The organism is Yersinia intermedia, assembly GCF_900635455.1.
GTDB classification, from domain to species: Bacteria; Pseudomonadota; Gammaproteobacteria; order Enterobacterales; family Enterobacteriaceae; genus Yersinia; species Yersinia intermedia.
Map to the genome: position 1 here is coordinate 1,445,744 of NZ_LR134116.1, position 22,987 is coordinate 1,468,730.

Sequence of the window (22,987 nt, forward strand, 5' to 3'; positions counted from 1 at the left end):
TAATGATAAAATACTGCTGTGCGAATTGCTTTGGAGATAATGGCTTAAAAAGAAGTATAATACCTTCTCTTTCTCCAAAGCTTGGCGATTGTTCGTATTGTGGTACAAAAGACATTGAGGTTATAGAACCTTATACTTTATTTGATCATTTTAGTTCATTAATTAATATATACGAACAACATCCCGAGGGTAAGAGTTTAGTTGCGCATCTAAAAGAGGATTGGGCGCTATTCTCTCATCCACTTTTAGATGAGGCTCACGCCAAAGAGTTATTAGGGGATATACTTGACGATGGAAACGTTGTACGAAAATCATATGTGCTATCAGATAGTTATAAGAGTGAGTCACTTGCTCTTTGGGATCATCTCTGTCAAGAGCTAATGTATGAAAATAGATATTTTCTTAATAAATCACTTGATACTGATAGACTTGGGGAATTATTAAGTTTTCTTGCCTTAGATGATATTAGTCAAACTTGGTTTCGTGCTCGAATTTATGCAGACGAAGTTATCTTTGGTGTTGATAAAATGGGTGCTCCTCCAAAGAGATTAGTCAGTCATGGAAGAGCTAATCCTACCGGCATACCATATTTATACCTTGGTTCTAAACCCGAGACAGCTTTATCTGAAATTCGTCCTCATACTGGAGACAAGGCTTGTGTCGCCGAGTTTACTTTAAGCGATAATTTAACTCTTATCGACCTGCGTAATCCTCGTACAACTGTTTCTCCATTTTTATTGACTGACCCCAGTGAAATGGGAAAAATGCTCGCAGACATTCCTTTTCTTGAACGACTTGGTTATGAGCTAACCAGACCAGTGTTACCTAAAAGTGCAGCGCTTGATTATATTCCAAGCCAATATATTTGTGAGTTTATCAAAAAAACTGGTTTTCATGGTGTGCTTTATAATAGTTCTGTTAGTGATGGGATCAATCTGGCTCTTTTCGATCCGGCCAATGCTACTGGGGGCAACATTAGCATTTATGATATTGATAAAGTTGTAGTGACAGTAAGCAAACAAGCTTAATATATAAGCTGTTCGATAATTATAGAACGGGACTGATGGTATCAATGATGGTATCGTTCCTATTGTGGTTTACTTTACTCCCTTAAGATCACAAGGATAGTTGTTATGTTCGAGTCCGGCATTGATATTTAGGTTGTTATAGACACTCCTAACCCGTGTTAATACTGCTTCAATCACGTCAAGAATGAACCCTTTCATATTTAAGATCGTTGATGCAATCGATCTCACACCATGAGCCACAAGAATATCTTTGAACCCAATATACTTCAACGCCATGTTTACAGTCTGATTGATCATAACCTCTTGCTAATTTCTATATTCCATAAAAACACCCCCCCCGCGTTTATTGATAAGTTTCATTACTTGCAGGAGCGTAAGGACTTGGTCAGAGAGATGCTCGAAGTGCTTACGCCTTTATGCGACTACTGGAGATATTCTTCGTGACTGAGGTTGTAGAATTCAAGTGTTGATAAGAATATAACTTATTAGAAATTAGTCATTCTAATTTCACATTTTAATTTTTAAATTTTCTCTGCATGTATGCAATAAATTTATAATGAAATTATATTTGACATAAGCAAATTATTGGGTTAATTATTTCATGTGACAATTTCTTGACTGATTTCAAAATAGTTAGCTGACATAAATTAATTTACTGCACTACAAAAAATCAGAATGATGATTAATATTACAATAATATATGAGGTGATGCGCAATGGGGAAATACGATAAAGCATTTGAGGAAGTTGAAGAATTGATGAGTGAGATGCTTGAGCAATTGAATATATCATTAGATGAAACTAATTTATATTCAACAGATGATATGTTTAGGATAATGATCAAGGTCATGGATGTTGAAAATATAAAAATGCTATCATATATTTATTCTAATGACGAGTTTTTAGAGGTTGAAAAGGATATGAGTCCTGCTGTAAATAAATTTATGTGGTGGTGGGGAGACTGTTTAGAATCCGGTTCCTTCAGTATTCCTGCTTTGATCGCAAGTAAAGAAAAGGAAGTGATTTCATCATTACTCTCAGATGGTATTGAAATTAATGATGAAGTGAACAAAAAAAGAATCTGATAGAATTTAATATTTTGAATAATAAACTTATATTACTAAATTAAATTTTAAGATAAATATTTGGCATAATGAATTTTGTATATTAATAATGTGACGTCTGCTAAATTTATTTCAATTGTTTGCTGTAAATTAAATGCTGCACAATATGTAGTTCAACAGTAAATATAAGTATCCTACACTCTGTGTAGTTTAGCAGTAAGTATAAGTATCCTGCACTCTGTGCAGCTCAGCAGTAAATGTAAGTATCCTGCACTCTGTGCAGTTAAGAAATAAAAGTATGTATCCTGCACTCTGTGTAGTTAAGAAATAAAAGTATGTATCCTGCACTTTGTGCAGTTAAGAAGTAAATGTATGTGTCCTGCACCCTGTGCAGTTAAGCTTTAAAAATAAGCATAGAAGATATTTCCGAATGTCTTCTATGCTTTCAATTATCTAAAGATTCATAATCTTTTGGGTGATGTTTGGATACTACTATACGTCTGACAGATTTTTTTATTTTTGCTTTAGCCTTCTTAGCTTCATAGATTCAAGCGAAAATAACAATAAAGTTGTGCTGTATATAAAACCAGAACTCGTTAATAATTTTAAATTTAATGCTTCAGGATTCACACTGAGAAAATGGAAAGCATAAACTAAGTATATAGCTAATGCAGCCGTTCCGATAGTTGGTCCAATGTCACCTTGATCATGAGGTTCAAGATTTACATTGAACCTAAAGATTAGCCATTCATATCCCCAAGTTATGAATACTACTATTAGCATTGCTGCCAGTAACGTTGTAATATTTTCTGCCGTGGGATTTTGTAATGCAGATTTATCTTGGAAAAATTCACATAACGTTAATCCGCAAAAAATAAAGAAAATTGGTCTGGAACTAAATTTATCGAATATTTTAAATAATGTATCCATGTTAATTTATTCGCAGTTTTATCTCAGCGGATTTCAGGTTCTGACCCGTGGCAACGGCTTTGTATAGGTATGGACTGGAATAGTCGAACTCTGTAGCAATGAGCATAGGTGAGTGTTGACGGGGTCCTGTGGGTTTACCTATGGCGTTATCAGTAGGGATTGAAAGGTTATGGTGAAATCCTTTGAACTCAATGCTGAATTCCCTTCCTGCTACGTCACAGCCACCTTTAATGAGTGCGCCACCATCATCGTAAATCCACATATTGCCTGGAATAGCCATGTTCTTTTTTCCTTATGTTGTTGTAAATCCCTGTAAATAGTGTATCTATTGGGCGGAGGTGAGTAAATGACCAATGTGTGGTTTTTTTAGCTTCTTCTCAGATTAGGCTTTCTACGTCTTCTACACAGACCTCGAAGTTCGATTTTCCCCAGAAATGTATCCCATCAGTAAACCAGAACCGATATTGCAATTACTTTATTCCTTTACTTCAATGAGTTAACCATTGGAAAAAGGTACTGCTGCATCATCTCTGTCTTACTGTTATGACATACGAAAAGTGTGTCGGCAATGGCAACATGTAACACAATGACACTTCTGAAGAATTTTAGCGTTTGAAGCTCACATCAGGTTTTTAAAGGCCTACTTACAATTACGTCTCACATGTGCGCCTAAACTTCTGCTACCCACCTGTTCTATCAGCCAATCACAAAATGTAAAAAAAATTTACAAATTACCCTTTCAAGAGGTAATGTTATTGTATATGGGATAAGTCTTGATTGTCATTTGTGTAACTAACTGAATTTAAATAGGTTAAATTTTATTACAGTTACTGAATCTTACGTCATCTATCTGGAAGGTTTAGAAGATGCTTACAAAAACATAAGCCATTCTAATGGTTATGTTTTATTAACTCTTTGAGACATATATGTGGAATAAAACGATAAGCAAAACAGCATGTTCTGAATGGGTTTTAAGAAACAGTCTTTACTGGATGACTGCCTATACACGGTGGCGATTGGAAGATGACGATGTAAATTGGCATGTAACTTTTGATACGTGTAGTGAGGAAATACAGTTCCAATTTGAACGGTTGAGAAACGATTTCCAGCTAAGGGAATCTCTTGATAGCCATACGGGAAGAGTTAGAGCAGCGATTATCAGCAATGTCCTGAAGAGTATTGATGAGAGACTGGCTGGATGAAGCTCATGCCGTTTAACTTCGATAGATTAAATGATGGCAAGGTTTTCATCAGTAATTTGGCTGGTTTCCACCACTTCATTGAGGATGCAGAGCTTTTCCAGCTATCACGCAACCACTTTCAGATAGAGCGGAATGTATCGGGTAGCCTTGAAAGTAAGCTTTTTATTGCTAATGATGACGCGGTTTCATTGGCTTATTCTGCGTTAAGTTCTGGTTTAGCTAAAAGACTCATGAATGATTTAGCCATCAGGCCAATCTTCATGATAGTTCCTACACTGAGATGTGATCATACCTGCAAGTATTGTCAGGTTAGCAGAGCAGCAGTCGGAGCAAGTGGCTACGATCTTGACCCGAAACTCATACCTAAAATTGTCAGCGCTATAAAGAAATTGGGAACACCGCCATACAAAATCGAAGTTCAGGGGGGAGAACCACTCCTCAGATTCGATCTTGTGCAAATGATTTATAACGAATGTGAGGTTTCACTCGGCTCCGAAGCTTTTGAAATGGTGATTGCTACAAGCCTGTCGCTGTTAGATGCTTCTGTCATCGAGTGGGTGAGAAGTAGGAACATTACTTTCTCTGTATCTCTTGACGGCAATGAACATATCCACAATACGAATCGAATCCTCCCTGGAGCAAAAGCTCACTCGAGAGCTATCGCTGGTATGCAACTCATACGTGATGAATTGGGTTCTAATCGTGTTGCTACAGTAACCACCGTAACAAAAGAACTTACCAAAGATCCTGTTTCGATAGTGGAGGCTCATTTGGGCTTAGGTCTTACGGATATGTTTATTAGACCTGTCAGCCCATACGGATTTGCCCAAAAGCAAAGCTTTACCTTTTCGATGCCGGAGTATTTCGAATTTTACAAAGAGTTGATGGAAGAAGTGTTACTTCAGAATCAGAAGGGCATACCTGTCGTTGAGCATTCGGCTGCTATCCATATTAAGAGGATCTTTAATCCTGGCTTCAGTGGCTATGCAGACCTGAAATCGCCAAGCGGAGTGGTTCTGAACTGTATCCTCTTCAATTATGACGGTAAGGTTTACGGTAGCGACGAAAGCCGTATGCTACAGAAAGTGAATCCCGAAGCAGATTTTAGTGCTGGTAACTTTTCTTCTCTATCGTTCAGTAATAGTGAGTTCTACCGGTCGTCATTAACATCATCATTTAACTTCGCTATGCCTGGTTGTGACACATGTGCCTATCAGCCTTTCTGTGGTGCAGATCCTTGCCAAAATATCAGTGTTCACGGCGAACCAGTGGGTGACAAGAGCCGGTCTACATTCTGCCAATACCACAAAGGTATGTTCCGTTACCTTATGAACGAGATATCTCAGGATGGGCCTATGGCCGAGATGCTTAAAGGATGGGCTTATGTCTGAGGTGTTGAGAAACGATATTTTCCGGTTTTCGTCTGAATTGCCAGTTCAGCAGGGATTCTATCGCTTGTGCAAGTTTAAGCCAGAAAACCCCCAGTTCTTCCTCCCAAATTTGCTTGTCACTAAGGCAAAGAGCGATTCACAGCTACCTGCATATTTTACTGACACTATTTTAAGCCAAGAGCTTTTCGATTCGATAGAAGATGGTGACATCGGGATCGTCAATAACGGCAACATGCTCAGGGTGATTTTGTCCCGAAGAGCAAATCATAATACGGTTCTGGTAACTGAAAGGTGCAACAACAGTTGCCTGTTTTGTTCGCAGCCTCCTAAGACTGGAAACGATGATTGGCTACTCAGTCAGTCAGCACTTGCCATTGCCTCTTTCTCTTTGAATGGTGTAGTAGGAGTGAGCGGGGGAGAGCCTCTACTGTATGGTGACGATTTCCTGCACTTTATCGATTTCATCATCGAAAACTCGCCAGGCACTTCGTTGCATGTTTTAACAAATGGGCGGAAATTTTCAGATGTCAGTTTTACTCGTCAGATGAAAGAACGAAGCGATAAGATCAAAATTACTTTTGGTATCCCACTTTATTCTTCAAGGTCATCAGTTCATGACTATCTGGTTGGCAGTGACGGGGCATTCGATGAGACAGTCAGAGGGTTAATCAATGCAGGTAACTCAGGGATCAACATTGAACTGAGAATCATCCCTACACAGGCTAACTATACAGAACTTGATGACATCGTTGAGTTCACTGGCCGTGTGTTCTCCAATATAAACCAAATTTCACTGATGGGGCTGGAATCGATTGGATGGGCTCGCAAGAACTGGTCATCAATCTTCGTTGAGCACGACAGCTATAGCGAGAAGATCCTTTCTGCTGTAGAAACCGCTCATAGGGCGGGCATACCCCTTACCATCTTCAATTATCCATTGTGTCACCTGCCGGAAAGAGCTTGGGGATTTGCTACGCAGTCCATCTCTGACTGGAAAAATTATTATCCAAAAGAATGTGATGAATGCACTCAGAAGTCTTTCTGTGCTGGATATTTCAGTTCATCAAAAGGCCGTTTTCATCAACCTCCGAGACCTATCAAATGAAAAAATTTAATTTCGCAGCATTACTTCCTGGATTTCTTGCTTTGAATAACTCTGTATGGGCAAGTGACTCAGCTATAGGCGCAAGTGATATGCCTGCAATGTCTCTTAACGAGCATGATATGGTGATAGCCCCTCTAAACACAGATGTGCCATTTTATATAGCGGGTCATCGCAGTCACAGTTCACATCGAAGTCATAGCTCTCATAGATCATCTTCTGGCGGTGGATACTATGGGGGAACTTCTACTCCCTACTATCCGAAAACTTACAGCACACCAAGCACCTCAGAATCATCAAGTTCAGGGACTCGTTCGTCATCGTCCTCTTCCTCCTCATCTGTCCGTTCACTTCGCTCTAATGACACGGATAGCTCAACCATAACAAACCCAGCAGGGACCACAGGTGCCAACCGTGCAAGTAGTGGGCTGACTTCGGATACAGAAAAACGTAAGCGGTTGATTATGAGAGTGCAGTTCGCTTTACTCGATAAAGGTTTCTACAACGGCAATATCGACGGAAGCATGGGGCCTGCTACAAGAACAGCAATCAAAAATTATAGAGTTGCAAATGGATTACCTACTCCGGTAAGAGAAACATTAGACACTCAGTTATTGAACTCTTTAAGTATACTGGCCCGATAAATTATTGGGGGTAAATAGAATGAAGATAAAACTTTCAATTTATAAAACAAAGAGAATTACTGATGACATTGACCAAGTTTTAAATCTGGAAAGAGTCCAAGAGCCTGTCGAATTCGAGGTGGAGAATGCACGAGTATACCTTTATGCAAAGCAAGTTTTGGACCCAATGCCACCTGAATGGACAACTCTATTCACGAGCCAAAAGACGGACATAGAACCCGATTTCTTCGGTATGAATAGTAGCACTGGAGCAGTTCTTGTTGTTGAGGTTGATAACACAAGGTATCTTATTCCTTTCGGAACTGGCCATCACTTAATTAATGATGATCGTATCGTCAAGGGTTTTGGACTTAGAGTAACCCTTAACTGTATTGAGCATAATAAAATCCGCAGTTTAGATAAAGGTAGTCATAATGAAACCAACCTTTTAACTCGTAATCAGAGTAGTAAAGAAGTTGATATTTATAATCTTAAAATTGATTCTGAAATGGATATTCTTACAACCCTCACAGGCACTTCTACTGAAGATCTTTTAGGAAGTAAAATAACAGGGAAAGATGCCTTTGTAATTATGCCTGATATTGAATTAAAAGCTATTCCAGAATTGTTAACTAAAATAGACTCCATTTATCTTTTACCTCTTCCTGAAGAATTCGAATGGGTAAATAATATTAAAGAGGCTGACGAGATAGAAGTTGAAATATTGGATCTTCTTTTAATTGAAAAAATAAAATCAAGAGATTTTAATGATGTGTGGATTGGTGAGCCTGAAATAGTAGATTGGGAAAGTCAAATAGGTTACTGCTTTGAGAAGAGACAACGATTTATACATGAAAACTTATCAGTAGAACAAGTTTGTGATTTTTTTGATAGTAAAAATACTGAAGTAACTATTGATGAACTTAAAAAAAGTTACCTACATGTTTTAAATGCCGATTTTGAATCCATAAAAAAATGGTCTTTATATAGATGCTTTTATGCGGAGATAAAAGAGGGCGACCAAAACTATATTTTACGAGACTCGATATGGTATGTGGCCGATAGAAAGTTCGTAACGACTATTGATGATGAAATGAAAAAAATCCTACATTATGAGGAATCAGATAAGTTTCCGGTATACTCCTATAAAAGAGAAGAAGATTACAATAAAAATGTTTGCCTTGGTGATAAATCATTTACACATATGGATCAGAAATTTATTCATCATGGTGGGAGCAAAAGCAAAGTTGAATTTTGCGATCTTATAAAAGGTGCATCAGATTTTATTCATGTGAAATATTATAGTGGTTCACAAAGTATGAGCCATCTTTTCTCTCAAGGATTTGTCGGTTCTGAGCTTTTCATAAGCGATGCTGAATTCAGAGGAAAGCTTAATGAAAAACTTCCTGCCCACATAAAATTGGCTGATCATATAATACGACCTGATGCAAAAAATTATAAATTAGTTTTCGCTATAGCTACGAATAAAAAACTGCCTGAAGACTTACCTTTGTTTTCAAAAATTAATTTAAAGAACTTTTATAAGAGTATTAGCAATTTTGGATACGAAGTCAGGATCTGCAAAATAGCTGTAGATCCTAACATTTACAAAAAAAAGTTATGTAAGCCGCAAAAAAACAAACTTTAAGTTAATTTGTTAATGTCAGAAATGTCTGTCAATTCATTGAGGTAATCGCTTTTATTCCTCAGGAGTCAATGAAACACTTTTGGGTTCTCAAGCAGTTTCTTAATATGAGAAATAATGATTGTGAGTTTCAAACTATTTGAGCCGTAGGTTTCTTTAATTTTTTTAGTGTCAAAATGAACTTGTGCCATTTCCTTCTCAAGTCTTTCTACAGCTTTTCTATTTGCAAGTTTAGAGTCTGATTTCTTTTTTGGTTGCTCGATGAGAAACTCTGGCGAGGAGCTATGATATAAAGACTCCGAAAATAATATTGAATAGTTTTCAAATTTTACCATCAGGTTCGCACATTCTATTTGTCTCAAAGGTATCATTTTCTTCAAAGTTCTAAAAGTATTAATTGGGATATCTTTATCACTGAACAATTCGATCACTTCTGGGCAGATCCCTTTTAAAACTGATAGGTTAGATTTCAGAGACTCAACACTTACATTCAATGCGGTGCAAAGCATTTCAACAGGAACTCCTACCCTTACAGCTTCTTTTAGCATTCGTTGGATCTGTATAATTGTTATCCGGTTAACTTTTTTATTGGGTGTGTAGGTGTCGTATGTAGTCGAAATAAGGCAGTTTACTTTATCTTCGCCTAAGTCTTTAAGGGCCTCAACCCTAAGGTGACCATCAAGGATTTTCACAGAGTTATCTGTTCGATCAATGAAAACAAGTATTGGTTCTACTAACCCAATGGCTAATATAGTGCTTTTTATTTGTGTGTATTTTTTACTGATTTGAAAATTTGTAGGAAGCTTTTTTGTGTAAGTCAGATCAGCAAGTTTGAAGCTTACTGATTTGTCATTAAAGCAATACTTTATCATTTTACACCTCAATTGGCAGTGTTTTTAACTATGACTTTGACAATATCTTGTAAACTCTCTTCATTTACTATTTTATAAAAACTCTCATTGCTGGTAAGTTCTTTGAATATCTGACTTGCAACCAATAGTTTGATTTCGACATAGTCAGCTTTATTTTTTATTTTTTTATGTTGTGAAATATTGTCCTGATAAAGTTGTTGTAACTCATCTGTAGTCATTTTTTTCTTTTTCTTGGTGACTCCGAAATTATTATTGATAAATCCTTTGAGTCCTTCATCCCGCGAGTCGAGTATTTCACGAACTTTACCAACATCCTTATGTTTTATTAGGCCTTCGTCAAACGCTTTGATCAATAATTCCTGACCACCTTCAAAGTCCACTCTTGCAATTTCAACAGCAAATGATATGGGTATACTTCCTGATTCGACAGCCGATAATAGCTTGTTTTCTCCTTTGTTAATAAGCATGGTTAAACTTGTAATCCAGTGCAAAGATAAGCCGGTGGAGTTGGATATCTCCTTGTTAGTTAATCCTTGATCAGTCATTTCTTTTATTCGTTGAAATTGCTCACCCGCTCTTGGGATCACTCGGGCCATGTTTTCGACTAAACTCATTATGTAAGCTTGGTTTTCGTCTATGTCCAATATAAATGCGGGAATCAATTCCTCTCCCAGGGCAGTCAATGACTCAAGTCTGCCTTGACCACAAATTAGAGCAAAATCGTATTTCTTATCAACGATTTTTCGAATCGTTATTGGTTTCCTTAGCCCGCTTGCATCAATGCTTTCTGTTATTTCTGCATGTCGAAATTTGTTCCTTGCCCGAGGGATTACTACCTTAATAGAAGATATTTTAACCATATGAACATTTTGCTCTTGCATTTAAATTACATCCTTATCATCAGTTGATAGCATATTAAAGAATGGCTTGATATCATCAAAACGATACATTTCGAACAAAAGGTTATTGTTGTCTTTAAGTTTTAATTCATTTTCAAAAAAATCTATTGACGGTAATATATAATAATCAACAGGCTCAGTATTAAGACTATTCATTCTTGCAATGATACTAATTTCTGGATTTAGACTCCTATCCAATCGCACTATCCATCTATGTCTGTTCGAACCTATTTTTTTACATCGTGAAAGCACTATGGAGAAATTTAAAGCTTTATTAATTGCAACCAGTTTGTTTTCTAATATCTTTACTTCACTGCTTAGAATTTCATTTTTTATTTTTTTTACAATGTCACAGTGTTTTTTCCGCAGATAAGAGTTTATCTCTAAGTATTGATAATCTCGCTCAGGGGTATAGTCGATTAATTTATAGGCATTAAGAAGACCACCAAAACGGTTTGCAATTACACTGCTTGATGGACTACTATCCTCTTCATCTATAATAAACCCTGAAATCTTTCCATGTTTAGAAAGGATTTTTCTTAGGCAATCAAGAATCTTTTCATTGCTAATTTTTACAGAGCGATTATCAATAATTTCTTTAGCTAATTTAAATTTTTCTTCTGAAATAATAGGTTTAAAAAAATAATTATATTCAATCCATTCGTTTTCAGGGTTTTTAATTTTCTTTGTCTTTAACTTTTGTGATGTACGGTTATATGTGTATTTTCCGGTATATCGGCTATTAATAAGAACAGAGTGAATTCGACCTCGTGTCCATTCTGTTTTATCGCTGAATCTATACCCCTCTCGATTGAGTCGCGAGGCGATAAGATATTCATTCAGCCCTTCAAAAATAAACATATTGAAAATCTTTTTTACTAACTCAACTTCTTTCTTTGTTCCGGGGACAAGAACTATTCTATCTGTTTGAAGACTCTTTCTCTCACCATGAGCAAGTATCATTTTGTGTTTGTTATTGTTATCAAGCAACTTTCTTTTAAGCCCATATCCGGCTTTTCCTCCCTGATAATATCCTCTTTTCACAAGATTCACATGTCCTGCAAATACCTTTATTGAAAGGTTTTTACTAAAGGCTCCCGCAGCATACATAAGTGAAGAAAGTATGAATGTTTCAGTTTCACTGTTTTCTGGGAGATTTTCGGCACAATAAATGACATCCACATTGTTCATTTTTAACAGATATTTATAATAAATACCCTCTTGAGGATCTTTGAAACGGCCGAAACGACTAACATCGTATACAAGGACAGCATCGATATTTATTTCTTTCGTAAGGACATCGTTTACAAGCTGATTAAAATCATGCCTTCCAGTTGTGGATACACCACTTTTGCCTGCATCGTCATAAGTATGTAAGATTTCCATATTATGCTCATCAGCATATTTTTTGATGAATTGGGCCTGGTTATCTAACGAAAACTCCTGAAGATTAGTAGACATCCGTAAATACTGTGCAACCCTAACCCTTTGTTTTTCCTTGATTTGATTGTTCATTACAGTGCCTTGATGCAACTTTAATAAGTCATTGTGGTTAAAAATTGATCAATTTTGATGTTGTTGCAACCTTTTTTGACATCTGTTTTTTAAAATTTTGCTCTCGAACAATAGAAATAGGGATTGTTATCTAATGATGGTTTGAAATGAAAAGGCGACTGGGTGGGTTTTGCGTAGCTTTTAGGTGAATTTAAATTTGGACATTGCTTGAGTCGCAAGATGTGGGCATTTATTTGTGTAAAAGAATGCCCAAACCTTATCCTGTATTAGCAATCTAAGTAATTGATAAAATTAATGATAATTTATCCAAAAACTAGGAAAGCTCTGCATTCATAGCGCTCTTAGACAAATGCATGAGTTTTGGCTCTCTTTGACAAGAGCCATTTTCAACGGTGGATATGAGTGCCCTTTAGCTCGCTAAAATCCAGCTTTGTTACAAAACGAAAAAGGAGTCAGTTCTTTCTCTTCACATGCTTCAAGGTAGTCAGCCCACCATTGGAGCATCAGTTTCCTTTCTTCGAGATGTTCTGCTTTGTGTATGTATGCTGCTCGAACGGAGTTTCGTTCTTGATGGCTCATTTGACGTTCAACAGCATCTCTTGACCACAATCCAGACTCAATTAGAGCACTACATGCCATGGTTCGAAAACCATGTCCACACACTTCCTTCTTTGTATCGTAGCCAATAGTGCGCAGGGCCTTGTTGACAGTGTTTTCGCTGATTGGTTTGTCATCACGACTAAAACCTATGAACATAAGTTCTTTATCGCCACTGATAGAATGAAGTTTTTCGAGCAGGGTTTTGGCTTGTTTGCTCAATGGCACAAGGTGAGGGTTTTTCATTTTCGAGCCTCTGCCAGAATACTTAACTCCATCCAACTCTTGACGTTCTCCTGGGATCGTCCATAAGGAATTTTCGAAATTCACTTCGGACCAACGTGCGAACCTAAGTTCACTTGAACGGATGAAAGTCAGCAGGGTTAACTGGACTGCAATTTGCGTTATGCCTTTACCTTTATAAGCTTCAATTCGTCTTAGAAGCTCAGGTAGCTGTTCGAAGGGGAGAGCAGGGCGATGAGTGCTTTTAGGTGTTGTTACGGCACCTGAAAGGTCATAGGCGGGATTTTGGTCAATCAAAGCGTTATGGACAGCATATCGCATTATAGCTGTTATGCGTTGTTGTAAACGAGAAGCCACTTCAAGATGCCCGCTTTTCTCAGCGTTTTTTAGCGGAAGCAGTAAATCACGGGTTTTGAGTTCAGTGATGTTCCGTTTACCAATGACTGGAAACAGATGAGTGATTAAGCTGTTTAACACTGTTGTTCTGTGACTATCAGACCATGTCCTGTTGCTCGAATGCCAATCTCTGGCAACCGTTTCGAATGTGAGCAAACCTTTTTCTTCAACCTTTTCAGATTTTCGCTTCTCACTAGGATCTATGTTGTTTGCGATTAGCTTTCTTGCTTCGTCTCTTCTAAGACGTGCAGTGGCAAGAGAGATTTCAGGATAAACACCTAACGCCAACATTTTTTGTTTACCGGCAAAACGGTATTGCAGACGCCAATATTTCGAACCGCTGGGCTGAATCAGAAGGTGCATACCACCACCATCAGTCAGCTTTACCGGCTTCTCAGCAGGTTTAGCATTTCTTACTTTTACCTCAGTGAGTGCCATAGAAAACCTCCCATACTGATGGTATCTGCATTATCGAACTTACCATACCAACTGTTATACCAACAAAATGTGCAGGATGTTGATAAAAGTTATTGGAATTTGGTAGACGAAGTGATGGGGTTAACTTGCTGAATTTAGAGAATAAAATAGACTTGAGTGGACGTTTGTAGACATTAAAATGGTGTCCCCGACTGGAATCGAACCAGTAACTAGCCCTTAGGAGGGGCTTGTTATATCCGTTTAACTACGGGGACCCGGTCATCGGCAGGGTGATTGCCGCTGAAGTGTACTGCCGAGCATTATACGCATTTTTATCCAGATAATAAGCGGTTAGCTGGCTGTTTGGTTACTCTGTCACCAACTGAGAGTGATTAAGTGATAGTAATAACCGAAAAACGATGTTTATCGGCACAGTTGTAGCTATCTAGCCTTATAACTGTTTTTTTGCCGTAAGCCATTAACAACATCGAGTATCAGGCTGACGTGAGAAGTGAATAAGTTAATTTGAATAGGTTAATTAAGGACACGAGGCTGTCGCCACTCGTGTCCAGTAAACTCAGCAACCAACGGCAATCCCCCCAGAGGCTACATTTCTATTTGGGGGTAATTCATTGATTAAGAATTTAACTTTTCTTAACGAACTCTGATTTCAACTTCATTGGACCAAACCCATCAATTTTACAATCGATATTGTGATCACCTTCAACCAGACGAATACCTTTCACTTTGGTACCAATTTTCAGCGTTGAAGAACTGCCTTTTACTTTCAGATCCTTAACCACAGTGACCGAATCACCGTCAGCCAATAAATTGCCGTTGGCATCACGCACCACCAGGTCGTCTTGGGCCGTGGCTGAAGCACTGCTTTCAGACCATTCATGACCACACTCCGGGCAATTCAGTTGTTCACCTTCTTGCCATGTAAATTTAGAACTACATTTTGGACAGTTTGGTAAATCCTGCACGTTAACCTCTTGAAATTAAATTGAATAAATATAAAAAAGTGATAAATAGCAGACTGCTATATTGATGTTCGCATATTTTACACTTTTTATTGTATTAAAGAATAGCCAAGTGGTCAGTAGGGCCGGTAAATAATTGTTGGTCTATCTACTCAATCATCTTTGAATCCTGCTGCGCCACGGTATTTTCCATGGTTTAGATGATATAAAGATAATTGACTTAACTAAGGGGATTTTATTAAAAATTTCCGCTATATCATGGTTACCCACTGCGAGTGGAACGGTGATAACTGAATCCCGTTTACTTCTGTGCTAAGCGCTGATGTTGTTCAAGTTCATAGTCAATAAAGGCATTGATCATCGTCCGGTAGACTTTCTCGATAATCTCTTCTGCTAGCCCTGCTTTATTGGCTTCTGCGGTGACGCGATCTATCACTATCTGAACCCTATCTGGCGCACGTACTGCGTTCTGATCCTGCTTAAATGCGGCGGCCGCTTTGACACATTGGCCCCGTTGCGCGATTAACGCGACAATTTGCGAATCTATGCCATCAATGGCCGTTCTGATGTCCTCTATCGAAGAGAAATGCATGAGTTGTACTTCCTTACTAGTACGGAATTACCACGTTAGCACAGCGGTTAAGTTTGTGCTATTCAGAGGAGGGGGGCGCAGTTATTAAGGGCGTGAAATAGCCCATCAGAACGGGAGGGTAAAGTAACCAAACGCTAATGTTGTTGGTTTTTTCTACAGAAATTTGATCTTATACCGAATAATACCTCTATAAGAGTAGGGCCAGGGTCAGGCCCACGCTACGTAAGGATTAAGCCTTATGTTATCATTCAGTTTTCCTGAAACAACAATCCTACGGTGGAAACCACACCTTCATGTTGGAAGCTAAAAACCTGACCTGTATCCGAGATGAGCGAAGCTTGTTCCAACAGTTGAGCTTCTGTGTGGCTGCGGGGGAAATTGTCCAAGTCGAGGGGCAAAATGGTGCAGGTAAAACCAGTCTATTGCGGATTTTAGCCGGACTGGCCGATGCAGATGAAGGGCAGGTAAGCTGGTTGGGGGCGAATATTCGCCGAGATCGCGCTAAGTATCATCAGGATTTATTGTTTTTAGGCCATCAGCCGGGAATTAAGTCGGTACTGACGCCTTTTGAGAATCTGGCGTTTTACCAATCGGTGTGGCAAAAGGTCGATAGCGCCGCAATCTGGCAGGCTTTATCTCAGGTCGGGTTAGTGGGTTATGAAGATTTACCGGTATCTCAATTATCTGCCGGGCAGCAACGGCGCGTGGCATTGGCCCGTTTGTGGTTGAGCAAGGCTCCACTCTGGATTTTGGATGAACCGTTGACCGCGATTGATAAACAGGGGGTTGCTACTCTGTTAGCTCTGTTTGTCGAGCATGCAGCCAACGGTGGCATGGTACTGCTTACCACACATCAGGACCTGAACGGTGTTGGTCAACGTGTACGTAAAATCCGTTTAACCAACACGCAGGAGAATTAATGTTTATCAGCGTGTTGCGCCGTGAATTAAAGATAGCCTTTAGAAAAGGTGCAGAGATAGTTAACCCGCTCTGGTTTTTTCTGATTGTCATCACTTTGTTTCCGTTGGGGATCGGCCCGGAACCGCAATTATTGGCGCGTATTGCGCCGGGAATTGTCTGGGTGGCAGCATTGCTTGCATCGTTACTCTCTTTGGAGCGGCTATTCCGCGATGATTTCTACGATGGCTCCCTTGAACAGTTGCTGTTATTACCCGCGCCACTGGCACTCACGGTGTTAGGCAAAGTGTGTGCTCACTGGGTCGTGACCGGATTACCGTTACTGATTTTATCTCCGCTGGTCGCTTTGTTGCTTTCCCTCGACAGCAATACCGCGATTGCCATGGCGCTGACACTGCTGCTGGGGACACCGACCTTAAGTTTTATCGGGGCTATTGGTGTGGCACTGACCGTTGGGTTACGCAAGGGAGGGGTGCTGCTGAGTTTATTGGTGCTGCCGCTGTATATCCCGGTGCTGATATTTGCTACTGCGGCCATTGATGCGGCGTCAATGTCGCTGCCAATTGATGGGTATCTGGCTATTTTGGGGGCAATGTTAGCGGGGAGTGCAACACTGGCGCCTTTTGCTACCGCTGCCGCATTGAGAGTGAGTGTGCACTAGCAGTTTAATGCCACTCAGAAGGTAACAATTTCGAAAAAGAAGCGTGCAGTTAAGTGTGTGAGCGTTTTCATAAGCTTAAGCGCGGTAGCCAACGCAGTCAGAGCAGATTGTGCGCCGTACCCTGCACCGGCATTCCAATGGGTGATGCCTGTCAAATTTTACTGTGAGCAATGAAAAATGTGGAAATGGTTTCATCAATTCGCTAAACCCGAACGGCTCTATACGCTGTGCGGCCGGTTTGTTCCATGGCTGGGTATTGCTAGCGTGGTCTGTCTGATGGTGGGCTGGGTGTGGGGATTTGGTTTCGCCCCCTCGGATTACCAGCAAGGCGACAGTTTCCGTATCATATACTTACATGTCCCGGCGGCTATCTGGTCGATGGGTATCTACATGTCGATGGCAATTGCGGCATTTGTCGGTCTGGTCTGGCAAATGAAAATGTCCGATAACGTGGTGGCCGCCATGGCACCGGTCGGCGCGGTCTTTACCTTTATTGCATTGGTCACCGGTTCTGCCTGGGGTAAACCGATGTGGGGAACCTGGTGGATTTGGGATGCGCGACTGACCTCTGAATTAGTGCTGCTGTTCCTCTATCTTGGCGTGATTGCGCTGTATAACGCATTTGACGATCGCAAGTTGGCCGGGCGGGCTGCCGGTATTCTGGTGCTGGTCGGGGTGGTTAATATTCCAATCATTCATTTCTCCGTGGTGTGGTGGAACACCTTGCATCAAGGTTCCACCAACATGCAGCAAAGCATTGATCCGAGTATGCGTTCGCCGTTGCGTTGGGCGATTATTGGCTACTTATTATGTTTTATTACGCTGACATTAATGCGCCTGCGCAACTTGATTTTGCAGCAAGAACGCCATCGACCTTGGGTTAGCGCCCTATTGCGTAAGGAACCACGTCTATGAATCCGGCCTTTCACTCCTGGGCGGCATTTTTTGCCATGGGCGGCTATGCCTTTTATGTCTGGCTGGCGGCGGCGGTTACTTTGTTGTCTCTGTTTAGTTTGTGGGGATATACGTGGTGGCAGCACAAGCAGCTATTCGCGGATATTCAGCGTCGTCAGGCGCGGGAGCTGCGCATTCGGCAGGCAAATCAGACTCAGCATTCCGCCCGTTCGCAGGAGAAACAGCAGTGAACCCACGTAGAAAAAGTCGGCTCTATTTGGCGATGGTGGTTTTGATCGGCATCGGCCTGACGACCACTCTGGTGTTGTACGCACTGCGTGCCAATATCGATCTGTTCTATACCCCTGGCGAAATTTTGCAGGGTAAAGGTGAGCGCCACGAGAAGCCGGAAATAGGCCAGCGTTTGCGTATCGGCGGCATGGTCATGCCGGGTTCGGTGAAACGTGATGATAAGACGTTGGAAATGAGTTTCAAGGTTTATGATGCGCGTGGCGCAATCACCGTCACTTATACCGGCATTCTACCGGATCTGTTCCGCGAGGGGCAGGGGGTGGTAGCGCAAGGCGTATTTGCTGAGGGCAATACGGTAAATGCGAAAGAGGTGCTGGCAAAGCATGATGAAAAATACACGCCACCAGAAGTGAAAGAGGCGATGAAGGAAAACCACACGCGCCCCGCAGAGGCTTACAGTAGCACTAAGCGTGAGGGCAACGCCTCATGATGCCTGAAATGGGGAGTTTCCTGTTATGCCTGGCACTGGCCATCTCACTATTGCTGAGTTTGTATCCGCAATGGGGTGCTGCGCGTCAAGATGCCCGCATGATGGCGGTTGGCAGACCCTTGACTTACGGTATGTTTGCTACCATCGCGCTGTCATTTATATGTCTGGTGTATGCGTTTGTGGTGAATGATTTCACTGTCTCCTATGTGGCGGCGAACTCAAATTCACATCTGCCGGTTTATTATCGTATTGCGGCGACCTGGGGCGCACATGAGGGATCGCTGCTGCTGTGGGTACTGCTGCTAAGTTGCTGGTCGCTGGCTGTGGCGCTCTTTAGCCGTTCAATGCCGGATGATGCGGTAGCCCGAGTGCTGTCGGTGCTGGGGATGATTACCAGTGGTTTCCTGTTATTTATTATTCTGACGTCAAATCCGTTTACCCGCAGCTTGCCGGACTTCCCAATTGACGGTAACGATTTAAATCCGTTGTTGCAGGATGTCGGGCTGATTTTCCATCCGCCACTGCTTTATATGGGGTATGTGGGGTTCTCCGTAGCTTTTGCTTTCGCCATCGCTTCCTTAATGGCTGGCCGGCTTGACAGTGCCTGGGCGCGCTGGTCACGGCCGTGGACTCAAGCTGCATGGGTGTTCCTGACCATGGGGATCGTGCTCGGTTCGGCGTGGGCTTATTATGAATTAGGCTGGGGCGGCTGGTGGTTCTGGGATCCGGTTGAGAATGCCTCGTTTATGCCTTGGCTGGCAGGTACGGCGTTGATTCACTCATTAGCGGTGACTGAAAAACGTGGAACATTCAAAGCGTGGACGGTATTGCTGGCGATTACGGCATTCTCTCTATGCCTAATGGGCACCTTCCTGGTGCGTTCCGGCGTACTGGTTTCGGTGCACTCTTTTGCCTCTGATCCGGCCCGTGGCATGTTTATTCTGGCTTATCTGGTGATTGTTATCGGTGGCTCATTGCTATTGTATGCGGTTAAAGGCGCACAAGTGCGCAGCCGCACTCAGCACGAGGTGTTCTCACGCGAGACTTTCCTGCTCGGTAATAATGTGCTGCTGATCGCCGCGATGCTGGTGGTGCTTCTGGGTACCTTGCTGCCATTGGTTCACAAGCAATTGGGGCTGGGCAGTATTTCAATCGGCGAACCGTTCTTTAATACCATGTTTACCTGGTTGATGGCACCGATGGCGCTGCTGATGGGGATCGGGCCGTTAGTGCGCTGGCGCAGAGATGAGCCGAGCAAACTATGGAAACGCCTCAGTGTGGCTCTGGTCATCACTTTGCTGCTGTCGATATTGGTACCCTGGCTGCTGCAAGACACTATTGCCGGTATGACTGTTGTCGGTCTGATGATGTCTATCTGGGTCATTATCCTGACATTGATGGAGTTGCATGAGCGAGCGACTCACCGCCATGGTTTTTGGCGTGGTTTAACACACTTATCTCGCAGTCATTGGGGCATGGTATTGGGGCATTTGGGTGTTGCGGTGACGGTGATCGGTATTGCTTTTAGCCAAAATTACAGTGTTGAGCGTGATGTGCGCATGAAGGCCGGTGATAGTATCAATATTCACGATTATCACTTCGTGTTCCGCGATGTTCACGATATCAAAGGGCCGAACTATACCGGCGGTGTTGGTATTATTGATGTCACCCGTAATGGTAAACCTGAAGCCACGTTACATGCGGAGAAACGCTATTACAGTGTGGCCCGTTCGATGATGACTGAAGCTGCTATTGATGGTGGTTTCAGCCGTGATCTTTACGCTGCACTGGGTGAAGAACTGGATGACGGGTCATGGGCGGTGCGCTTGTACTACAAACCCTTTGTCCGCTGGATCTGGTTCGGCGGGGTATTTATGGCTATCGGCGGTATCTTCTGCATGCTTGATCCGCGTTATCGGATGAGTAAAAAATTAAAGCACAGTGCTGCATCGGAGGCTGAATAATGAAATCTCATTTTTCATTCAATAAGCTGATGTTTATTCCGTTGGTACTGTTTTTACTGTTGGTTGTAGCCTTTTTAGTGCAATTGACCCGCAATGCTAATGGTGATGATCCGACGATGTTGGAGTCGGCGTTGATTGGCAAACCGGTGCCAACGTTCAAACTTGAATCTCTTGACCAGCCGGGGAAAACCTTTGATCAGGCAGTATTACATGATGGTAAGCCCATGCTACTCAATGTCTGGGCGACCTGGTGCCCGACGTGCCGCGCTGAGCATCAATACCTGAATAAGCTGGCAGCACAGGGCATCCGTGTGGTGGGGTTGAACTATAAAGATGATCGTGTCAAAGCGGTACAGTGGCTCAATGCGCTGGGTAATCCTTATGCGCTGAGTTTGTATGATGGCGATGGCATGTTAGGGCTGGATCTGGGGGTTTATGGTGCTCCGGAAACTTTTCTGATCGACGGCCAGGGTATTATCCGTTATCGCCATGCCGGTGATCTCAATGATCGCATCTGGTTGCAAGAAATTCTGCCGTTGTATAAGAAGTATCAGGGGGGCGCATGAGATTACTGAGCCTGATCTTTGGCCTCATGCTGAGTTGGAGTCTGTTTGCCGCTATCGATACCTATACCTTTAAATCTGAGGCACAAGAGCAGCAGTATCGTGAGCTGACGGAGCAACTGCGTTGCCCTAAATGTCAGAACAACAGCATTGCCGACTCCAACGCCATTATTGCTGCTGATATGCGTGCCAAAGTGTATGAACTGATGCAGCAGGGTAATTCCAAACAGCAAATCATTGATTATATGGTGGCCCGTTACGGTAACTTCGTTACTTATGAACCACCGGTTACTGCCGCGACGCTGATTCTGTGGGTGGGGCCAGCACTGTTTGTGTTGATAGGTGCCGCAGTGGTGGTATTACGTGCACGGCGGCGGGTGGTGAAAGAAACTCCACTGTCGGCGCAGGAACAGCAACGGTTACATCATCTGCTAGCTGAACATTCTCGCGGTGTGGAAAAACCGGCTGCCGTGCAACACAGCATGCCAACTGAACACGTAAAGACTAACAGGGAACAACCATAATGGCTTTTTGGCTGATAGTGATCATTTTGCTGGTGGTCGCGGGTGCCTTGTTGGTTATACCTGCCATGCGACAAAACCAGCATGCACCGGCGACCACTCGGGATGAATTGAACAAGGCTATTTATCAGGATCGGTTATCTGAATTGGCAGAAGATGAAGCACAGGGCGTGGTAGAGCAGCGGCCAGAACTGATTCAGGAACTGCAACAAAACCTGCTGACAGATATCCCGCAACAACCGGATGAAGAGATAAGCCCGATTAACCGCTGGATGTTATTGCCTGGGGTGGTGATTCTGGTGGTGGTAGCGGTAGGGTTATACCTGAAAACCGGTGGTTTGGCTCAGGTGCAGGCGTGGCATCAGGTTGAGGCGCAAATGCCTGAATTACGCGCCAGAGTTGCCAATGAACGGGCGCAACCGCTAAGCACGGAAGAGATCGCACGTTTAGGACTGGGCTTGCGTACTTCTTTGCAACAAGATGCCGGTAACGTCAATGACTGGATGATGCTCGGCAGGGTGGGGATGGCACTGAATAATGCCACTACCGCAACCCAAGCTTTTGCAAAAGCTTATCAACTTGCCCCGGATAATGAAGATGTCAGACTCGGTTATGCCGAAGTGCTGACACGCTCCAACGATCAACAAGATAATCAGCTCGCAACCCAGATGTTGCGAACGATGGTTGGGCAGGATCACACCAATCTGCGCGCCATGAGTTTATTAGCTTTTAATGCTTTTGAGCAGGGGGATTTTAAACAAGCGATTGGTGCATGGGAAGTTATGCTAAAATTGCTGCCTGCTGGCGATTCCCGCATAGAAGTGATAAAACGCAGTATCCAGCAAGCCAAATCACAGGCAGGGCAGGAAACAGCTACACTGGGAATAGAGGTTTCATTATCCTCCGACGCCGCACAGAAATTACCCCAGCAGGGAACCCTGATTATCTCGGTAACCGATGGGGCAAATCCGGTACCGGTTGCAGTAAAACAACTGCCTTTGAGCCGATTCCCGCTATCTGTAGCGCTGGATGACAGCAATGCAATGATGCCAGAGCGCTTGCTCTCTTCTTTGTCTCAGGTGAACGTGCGGGCGCGTATCTCGCTGGATGGTACGGCCAATCCGCAAGCAGGGGACTGGTTTGGCGAGAGTGGTGTACAGGGTTTCGGTGAGAAAGCGCAGCCGCAAACGATTAATGTACAGATAAACAAACAGATCCCTTAAGTG

At 42.2% G+C, this 22,987-nt stretch carries 23 protein-coding genes, 1 tRNA gene and 1 pseudogene; 16 read left to right on the forward strand and 9 right to left on the reverse strand.

Annotated elements, in window-relative coordinates; translation table 11 throughout:
• Positions 1 to 2 precede the first annotated feature (2 nt).
• Complete coding sequence (locus tag EL015_RS06735; protein WP_005183507.1) at positions 3 to 1,028, forward strand: RES family NAD+ phosphorylase; 1,026 nt, start codon at positions 3 to 5, stop codon at positions 1,026 to 1,028.
• Between the two features lie 715 nt (positions 1,029 to 1,743).
• Positions 1,744 to 2,112, forward strand: a complete 369-nt coding sequence (locus EL015_RS06740; RefSeq protein ID WP_005183503.1) for a hypothetical protein — start codon at positions 1,744 to 1,746, stop codon at positions 2,110 to 2,112.
• 492 nt (positions 2,113 to 2,604) lie between these two features.
• On the opposite strand, the gene EL015_RS06745 is transcribed toward EL015_RS06740, so the two are convergent.
• Together EL015_RS06745 and EL015_RS06750 are read right to left on the reverse strand one after the other, a co-directional pair.
• On the reverse strand, positions 2,605 to 3,021 hold the full coding sequence (locus EL015_RS06745) for a hypothetical protein (protein WP_032905929.1): 417 nt from the start codon (positions 3,019 to 3,021) through the stop codon (positions 2,605 to 2,607).
• A gap of 16 nt (positions 3,022 to 3,037) precedes the next feature.
• Positions 3,038 to 3,301: pseudogene (locus tag EL015_RS06750) on the reverse strand (Hcp family type VI secretion system effector); the annotation flags it as partial.
• 646 nt (positions 3,302 to 3,947) lie between these two features.
• Here EL015_RS06750 and hxsD point away from each other — a divergent pair.
• From hxsD to EL015_RS06775, 5 genes are read left to right on the forward strand one after another with little or no spacing between them, the layout of a single operon-like run.
• Positions 3,948 to 4,223: a His-Xaa-Ser system protein HxsD gene (gene hxsD / locus EL015_RS06755; RefSeq protein WP_032905928.1), complete on the forward strand. Its 276-nt coding sequence runs from the start codon at positions 3,948 to 3,950 to the stop codon at positions 4,221 to 4,223.
• A complete protein-coding gene (gene hxsB / locus EL015_RS06760) occupies positions 4,220 to 5,614 on the forward strand; it encodes a His-Xaa-Ser system radical SAM maturase HxsB (RefSeq protein WP_005183494.1) in 1,395 nt (464 codons plus the stop codon). The genes hxsD and hxsB overlap by 4 nt, the downstream gene beginning before the upstream one ends.
• A complete protein-coding gene (gene hxsC, locus EL015_RS06765; RefSeq protein WP_032905927.1) occupies positions 5,607 to 6,719 on the forward strand; it encodes a His-Xaa-Ser system radical SAM maturase HxsC in 1,113 nt (370 codons plus the stop codon). Before hxsB ends, hxsC begins: the two co-directional genes overlap by 8 nt.
• Positions 6,716 to 7,360, forward strand: a complete 645-nt coding sequence (hxsA, locus tag EL015_RS06770; protein ID WP_071984974.1) for a His-Xaa-Ser repeat protein HxsA — start codon at positions 6,716 to 6,718, stop codon at positions 7,358 to 7,360. The genes hxsC and hxsA overlap by 4 nt, the downstream gene beginning before the upstream one ends.
• Before the next feature lie 19 nt (positions 7,361 to 7,379).
• Complete coding sequence (locus tag EL015_RS06775) at positions 7,380 to 8,987, forward strand: TIGR04141 family sporadically distributed protein (protein WP_005183482.1); 1,608 nt, start codon at positions 7,380 to 7,382, stop codon at positions 8,985 to 8,987.
• Between the two features lie 65 nt (positions 8,988 to 9,052).
• On the opposite strand, the gene EL015_RS06780 is transcribed toward EL015_RS06775, so the two are convergent.
• From EL015_RS06780 to EL015_RS06810, 7 genes are all read right to left on the reverse strand, one after another.
• The gene (locus EL015_RS06780; protein WP_005183476.1) at positions 9,053 to 9,856 is read right to left on the reverse strand and encodes a plasmid partitioning protein RepB C-terminal domain-containing protein; all 804 of its coding nucleotides are present in this window, start codon (positions 9,854 to 9,856) and stop codon (positions 9,053 to 9,055) included.
• Positions 9,857 to 9,864: 8 nt separating this feature from the next.
• On the reverse strand, positions 9,865 to 10,737 hold the full coding sequence (locus EL015_RS06785) for a ParB/RepB/Spo0J family partition protein (RefSeq protein WP_032905926.1): 873 nt from the start codon (positions 10,735 to 10,737) through the stop codon (positions 9,865 to 9,867).
• Positions 10,738 to 12,270 carry a recombinase family protein gene (locus EL015_RS06790; RefSeq protein WP_126286777.1) on the reverse strand — a complete coding sequence of 511 codons (1,533 nt, stop codon included), beginning with the start codon at positions 12,268 to 12,270 and terminating at the stop codon, positions 10,738 to 10,740.
• Positions 12,271 to 12,687: 417 nt separating this feature from the next.
• Positions 12,688 to 13,944, reverse strand: coding sequence for a tyrosine-type recombinase/integrase (locus EL015_RS06795; RefSeq protein ID WP_005183471.1), 1,257 nt, complete (start codon positions 13,942 to 13,944; stop codon positions 12,688 to 12,690).
• A gap of 179 nt (positions 13,945 to 14,123) precedes the next feature.
• Positions 14,124 to 14,198: transfer RNA gene (locus tag EL015_RS06800), tRNA-Arg, on the reverse strand.
• Between the two features lie 369 nt (positions 14,199 to 14,567).
• On the reverse strand, positions 14,568 to 14,909 hold the full coding sequence (locus tag EL015_RS06805) for a zinc ribbon domain-containing protein YjdM (RefSeq protein ID WP_005183469.1): 342 nt from the start codon (positions 14,907 to 14,909) through the stop codon (positions 14,568 to 14,570).
• Between the two features lie 298 nt (positions 14,910 to 15,207).
• The gene (locus EL015_RS06810) at positions 15,208 to 15,498 is read right to left on the reverse strand and encodes a chorismate mutase (protein ID WP_005183468.1); all 291 of its coding nucleotides are present in this window, start codon (positions 15,496 to 15,498) and stop codon (positions 15,208 to 15,210) included.
• Positions 15,499 to 15,791: 293 nt separating this feature from the next.
• Here EL015_RS06810 and ccmA point away from each other — a divergent pair, with 293 nt between their 5' ends.
• From ccmA to ccmI, 9 genes are all read left to right on the forward strand, one after another.
• Positions 15,792 to 16,418 carry a cytochrome c biogenesis heme-transporting ATPase CcmA gene (ccmA, locus tag EL015_RS06815; protein ID WP_032905924.1) on the forward strand — a complete coding sequence of 209 codons (627 nt, stop codon included), beginning with the start codon at positions 15,792 to 15,794 and terminating at the stop codon, positions 16,416 to 16,418.
• Positions 16,418 to 17,077, forward strand: coding sequence for a heme exporter protein CcmB (gene ccmB, locus EL015_RS06820; RefSeq protein ID WP_005183467.1), 660 nt, complete (start codon positions 16,418 to 16,420; stop codon positions 17,075 to 17,077). The genes ccmA and ccmB overlap by 1 nt, the downstream gene beginning before the upstream one ends.
• A gap of 177 nt (positions 17,078 to 17,254) precedes the next feature.
• Positions 17,255 to 17,992: a heme ABC transporter permease gene (locus EL015_RS06825; protein WP_005183466.1), complete on the forward strand. Its 738-nt coding sequence runs from the start codon at positions 17,255 to 17,257 to the stop codon at positions 17,990 to 17,992.
• Complete coding sequence (gene ccmD, locus EL015_RS06830; RefSeq protein WP_032905923.1) at positions 17,989 to 18,222, forward strand: heme exporter protein CcmD; 234 nt, start codon at positions 17,989 to 17,991, stop codon at positions 18,220 to 18,222. Before EL015_RS06825 ends, ccmD begins: the two co-directional genes overlap by 4 nt.
• A complete protein-coding gene (gene ccmE, locus EL015_RS06835; protein WP_032905922.1) occupies positions 18,219 to 18,713 on the forward strand; it encodes a cytochrome c maturation protein CcmE in 495 nt (164 codons plus the stop codon). Before ccmD ends, ccmE begins: the two co-directional genes overlap by 4 nt.
• Entirely contained in the window at positions 18,710 to 20,677 is a 1,968-nt protein-coding gene (locus tag EL015_RS06840) for a heme lyase CcmF/NrfE family subunit (RefSeq protein ID WP_032905921.1), read from the forward strand. The genes ccmE and EL015_RS06840 overlap by 4 nt, the downstream gene beginning before the upstream one ends.
• A complete protein-coding gene (locus EL015_RS06845; RefSeq protein ID WP_032905920.1) occupies positions 20,677 to 21,243 on the forward strand; it encodes a DsbE family thiol:disulfide interchange protein in 567 nt (188 codons plus the stop codon). Before EL015_RS06840 ends, EL015_RS06845 begins: the two co-directional genes overlap by 1 nt.
• Complete coding sequence (locus EL015_RS06850; RefSeq protein WP_032905919.1) at positions 21,240 to 21,764, forward strand: cytochrome c-type biogenesis protein; 525 nt, start codon at positions 21,240 to 21,242, stop codon at positions 21,762 to 21,764. Before EL015_RS06845 ends, EL015_RS06850 begins: the two co-directional genes overlap by 4 nt.
• A complete protein-coding gene (ccmI, locus tag EL015_RS06855; RefSeq protein ID WP_005183463.1) occupies positions 21,764 to 22,984 on the forward strand; it encodes a c-type cytochrome biogenesis protein CcmI in 1,221 nt (406 codons plus the stop codon). The genes EL015_RS06850 and ccmI overlap by 1 nt, the downstream gene beginning before the upstream one ends.
• Positions 22,985 to 22,987: the final 3 nt, after the last annotated feature.

What these genes read in the sequence shown, in the direction of transcription:
- EL015_RS06745 (WP_032905929.1), bottom strand. Translation starts at nt 3,021, where the DNA reads ATGGATACATTATTTAAAATATTCGATAAATTTAGTTCCAGACCAATT.
- ccmB (WP_005183467.1), top strand. Translation starts at nt 16,418, where the DNA reads ATGTTTATCAGCGTGTTGCGCCGTGAATTAAAGATAGCCTTTAGAAAA.
- EL015_RS06850 (WP_032905919.1), top strand. Translation starts at nt 21,240, where the DNA reads ATGAGATTACTGAGCCTGATCTTTGGCCTCATGCTGAGTTGGAGTCTG.
- ccmA (WP_032905924.1), top strand. Translation starts at nt 15,792, where the DNA reads ATGTTGGAAGCTAAAAACCTGACCTGTATCCGAGATGAGCGAAGCTTG.
- EL015_RS06845 (WP_032905920.1), top strand. Translation starts at nt 20,677, where the DNA reads ATGAAATCTCATTTTTCATTCAATAAGCTGATGTTTATTCCGTTGGTA.
- EL015_RS06785 (WP_032905926.1), bottom strand. Translation starts at nt 10,737, where the DNA reads ATGCAAGAGCAAAATGTTCATATGGTTAAAATATCTTCTATTAAGGTA.
- EL015_RS06740 (WP_005183503.1), top strand. Translation starts at nt 1,744, where the DNA reads ATGGGGAAATACGATAAAGCATTTGAGGAAGTTGAAGAATTGATGAGT.
- hxsD (WP_032905928.1), top strand. Translation starts at nt 3,948, where the DNA reads ATGTGGAATAAAACGATAAGCAAAACAGCATGTTCTGAATGGGTTTTA.
- EL015_RS06795 (WP_005183471.1), bottom strand. Translation starts at nt 13,944, where the DNA reads ATGGCACTCACTGAGGTAAAAGTAAGAAATGCTAAACCTGCTGAGAAG.
- ccmD (WP_032905923.1), top strand. Translation starts at nt 17,989, where the DNA reads ATGAATCCGGCCTTTCACTCCTGGGCGGCATTTTTTGCCATGGGCGGC.
- hxsA (WP_071984974.1), top strand. Translation starts at nt 6,716, where the DNA reads ATGAAAAAATTTAATTTCGCAGCATTACTTCCTGGATTTCTTGCTTTG.
- hxsB (WP_005183494.1), top strand. Translation starts at nt 4,220, where the DNA reads ATGAAGCTCATGCCGTTTAACTTCGATAGATTAAATGATGGCAAGGTT.
- EL015_RS06840 (WP_032905921.1), top strand. Translation starts at nt 18,710, where the DNA reads ATGATGCCTGAAATGGGGAGTTTCCTGTTATGCCTGGCACTGGCCATC.
- EL015_RS06825 (WP_005183466.1), top strand. Translation starts at nt 17,255, where the DNA reads ATGTGGAAATGGTTTCATCAATTCGCTAAACCCGAACGGCTCTATACG.
- EL015_RS06735 (WP_005183507.1), top strand. Translation starts at nt 3, where the DNA reads ATGATAAAATACTGCTGTGCGAATTGCTTTGGAGATAATGGCTTAAAA.
- EL015_RS06810 (WP_005183468.1), bottom strand. Translation starts at nt 15,498, where the DNA reads ATGCATTTCTCTTCGATAGAGGACATCAGAACGGCCATTGATGGCATA.
- EL015_RS06780 (WP_005183476.1), bottom strand. Translation starts at nt 9,856, where the DNA reads ATGATAAAGTATTGCTTTAATGACAAATCAGTAAGCTTCAAACTTGCT.
- EL015_RS06775 (WP_005183482.1), top strand. Translation starts at nt 7,380, where the DNA reads ATGAAGATAAAACTTTCAATTTATAAAACAAAGAGAATTACTGATGAC.
- ccmI (WP_005183463.1), top strand. Translation starts at nt 21,764, where the DNA reads ATGGCTTTTTGGCTGATAGTGATCATTTTGCTGGTGGTCGCGGGTGCC.
- hxsC (WP_032905927.1), top strand. Translation starts at nt 5,607, where the DNA reads ATGTCTGAGGTGTTGAGAAACGATATTTTCCGGTTTTCGTCTGAATTG.
- EL015_RS06790 (WP_126286777.1), bottom strand. Translation starts at nt 12,270, where the DNA reads ATGAACAATCAAATCAAGGAAAAACAAAGGGTTAGGGTTGCACAGTAT.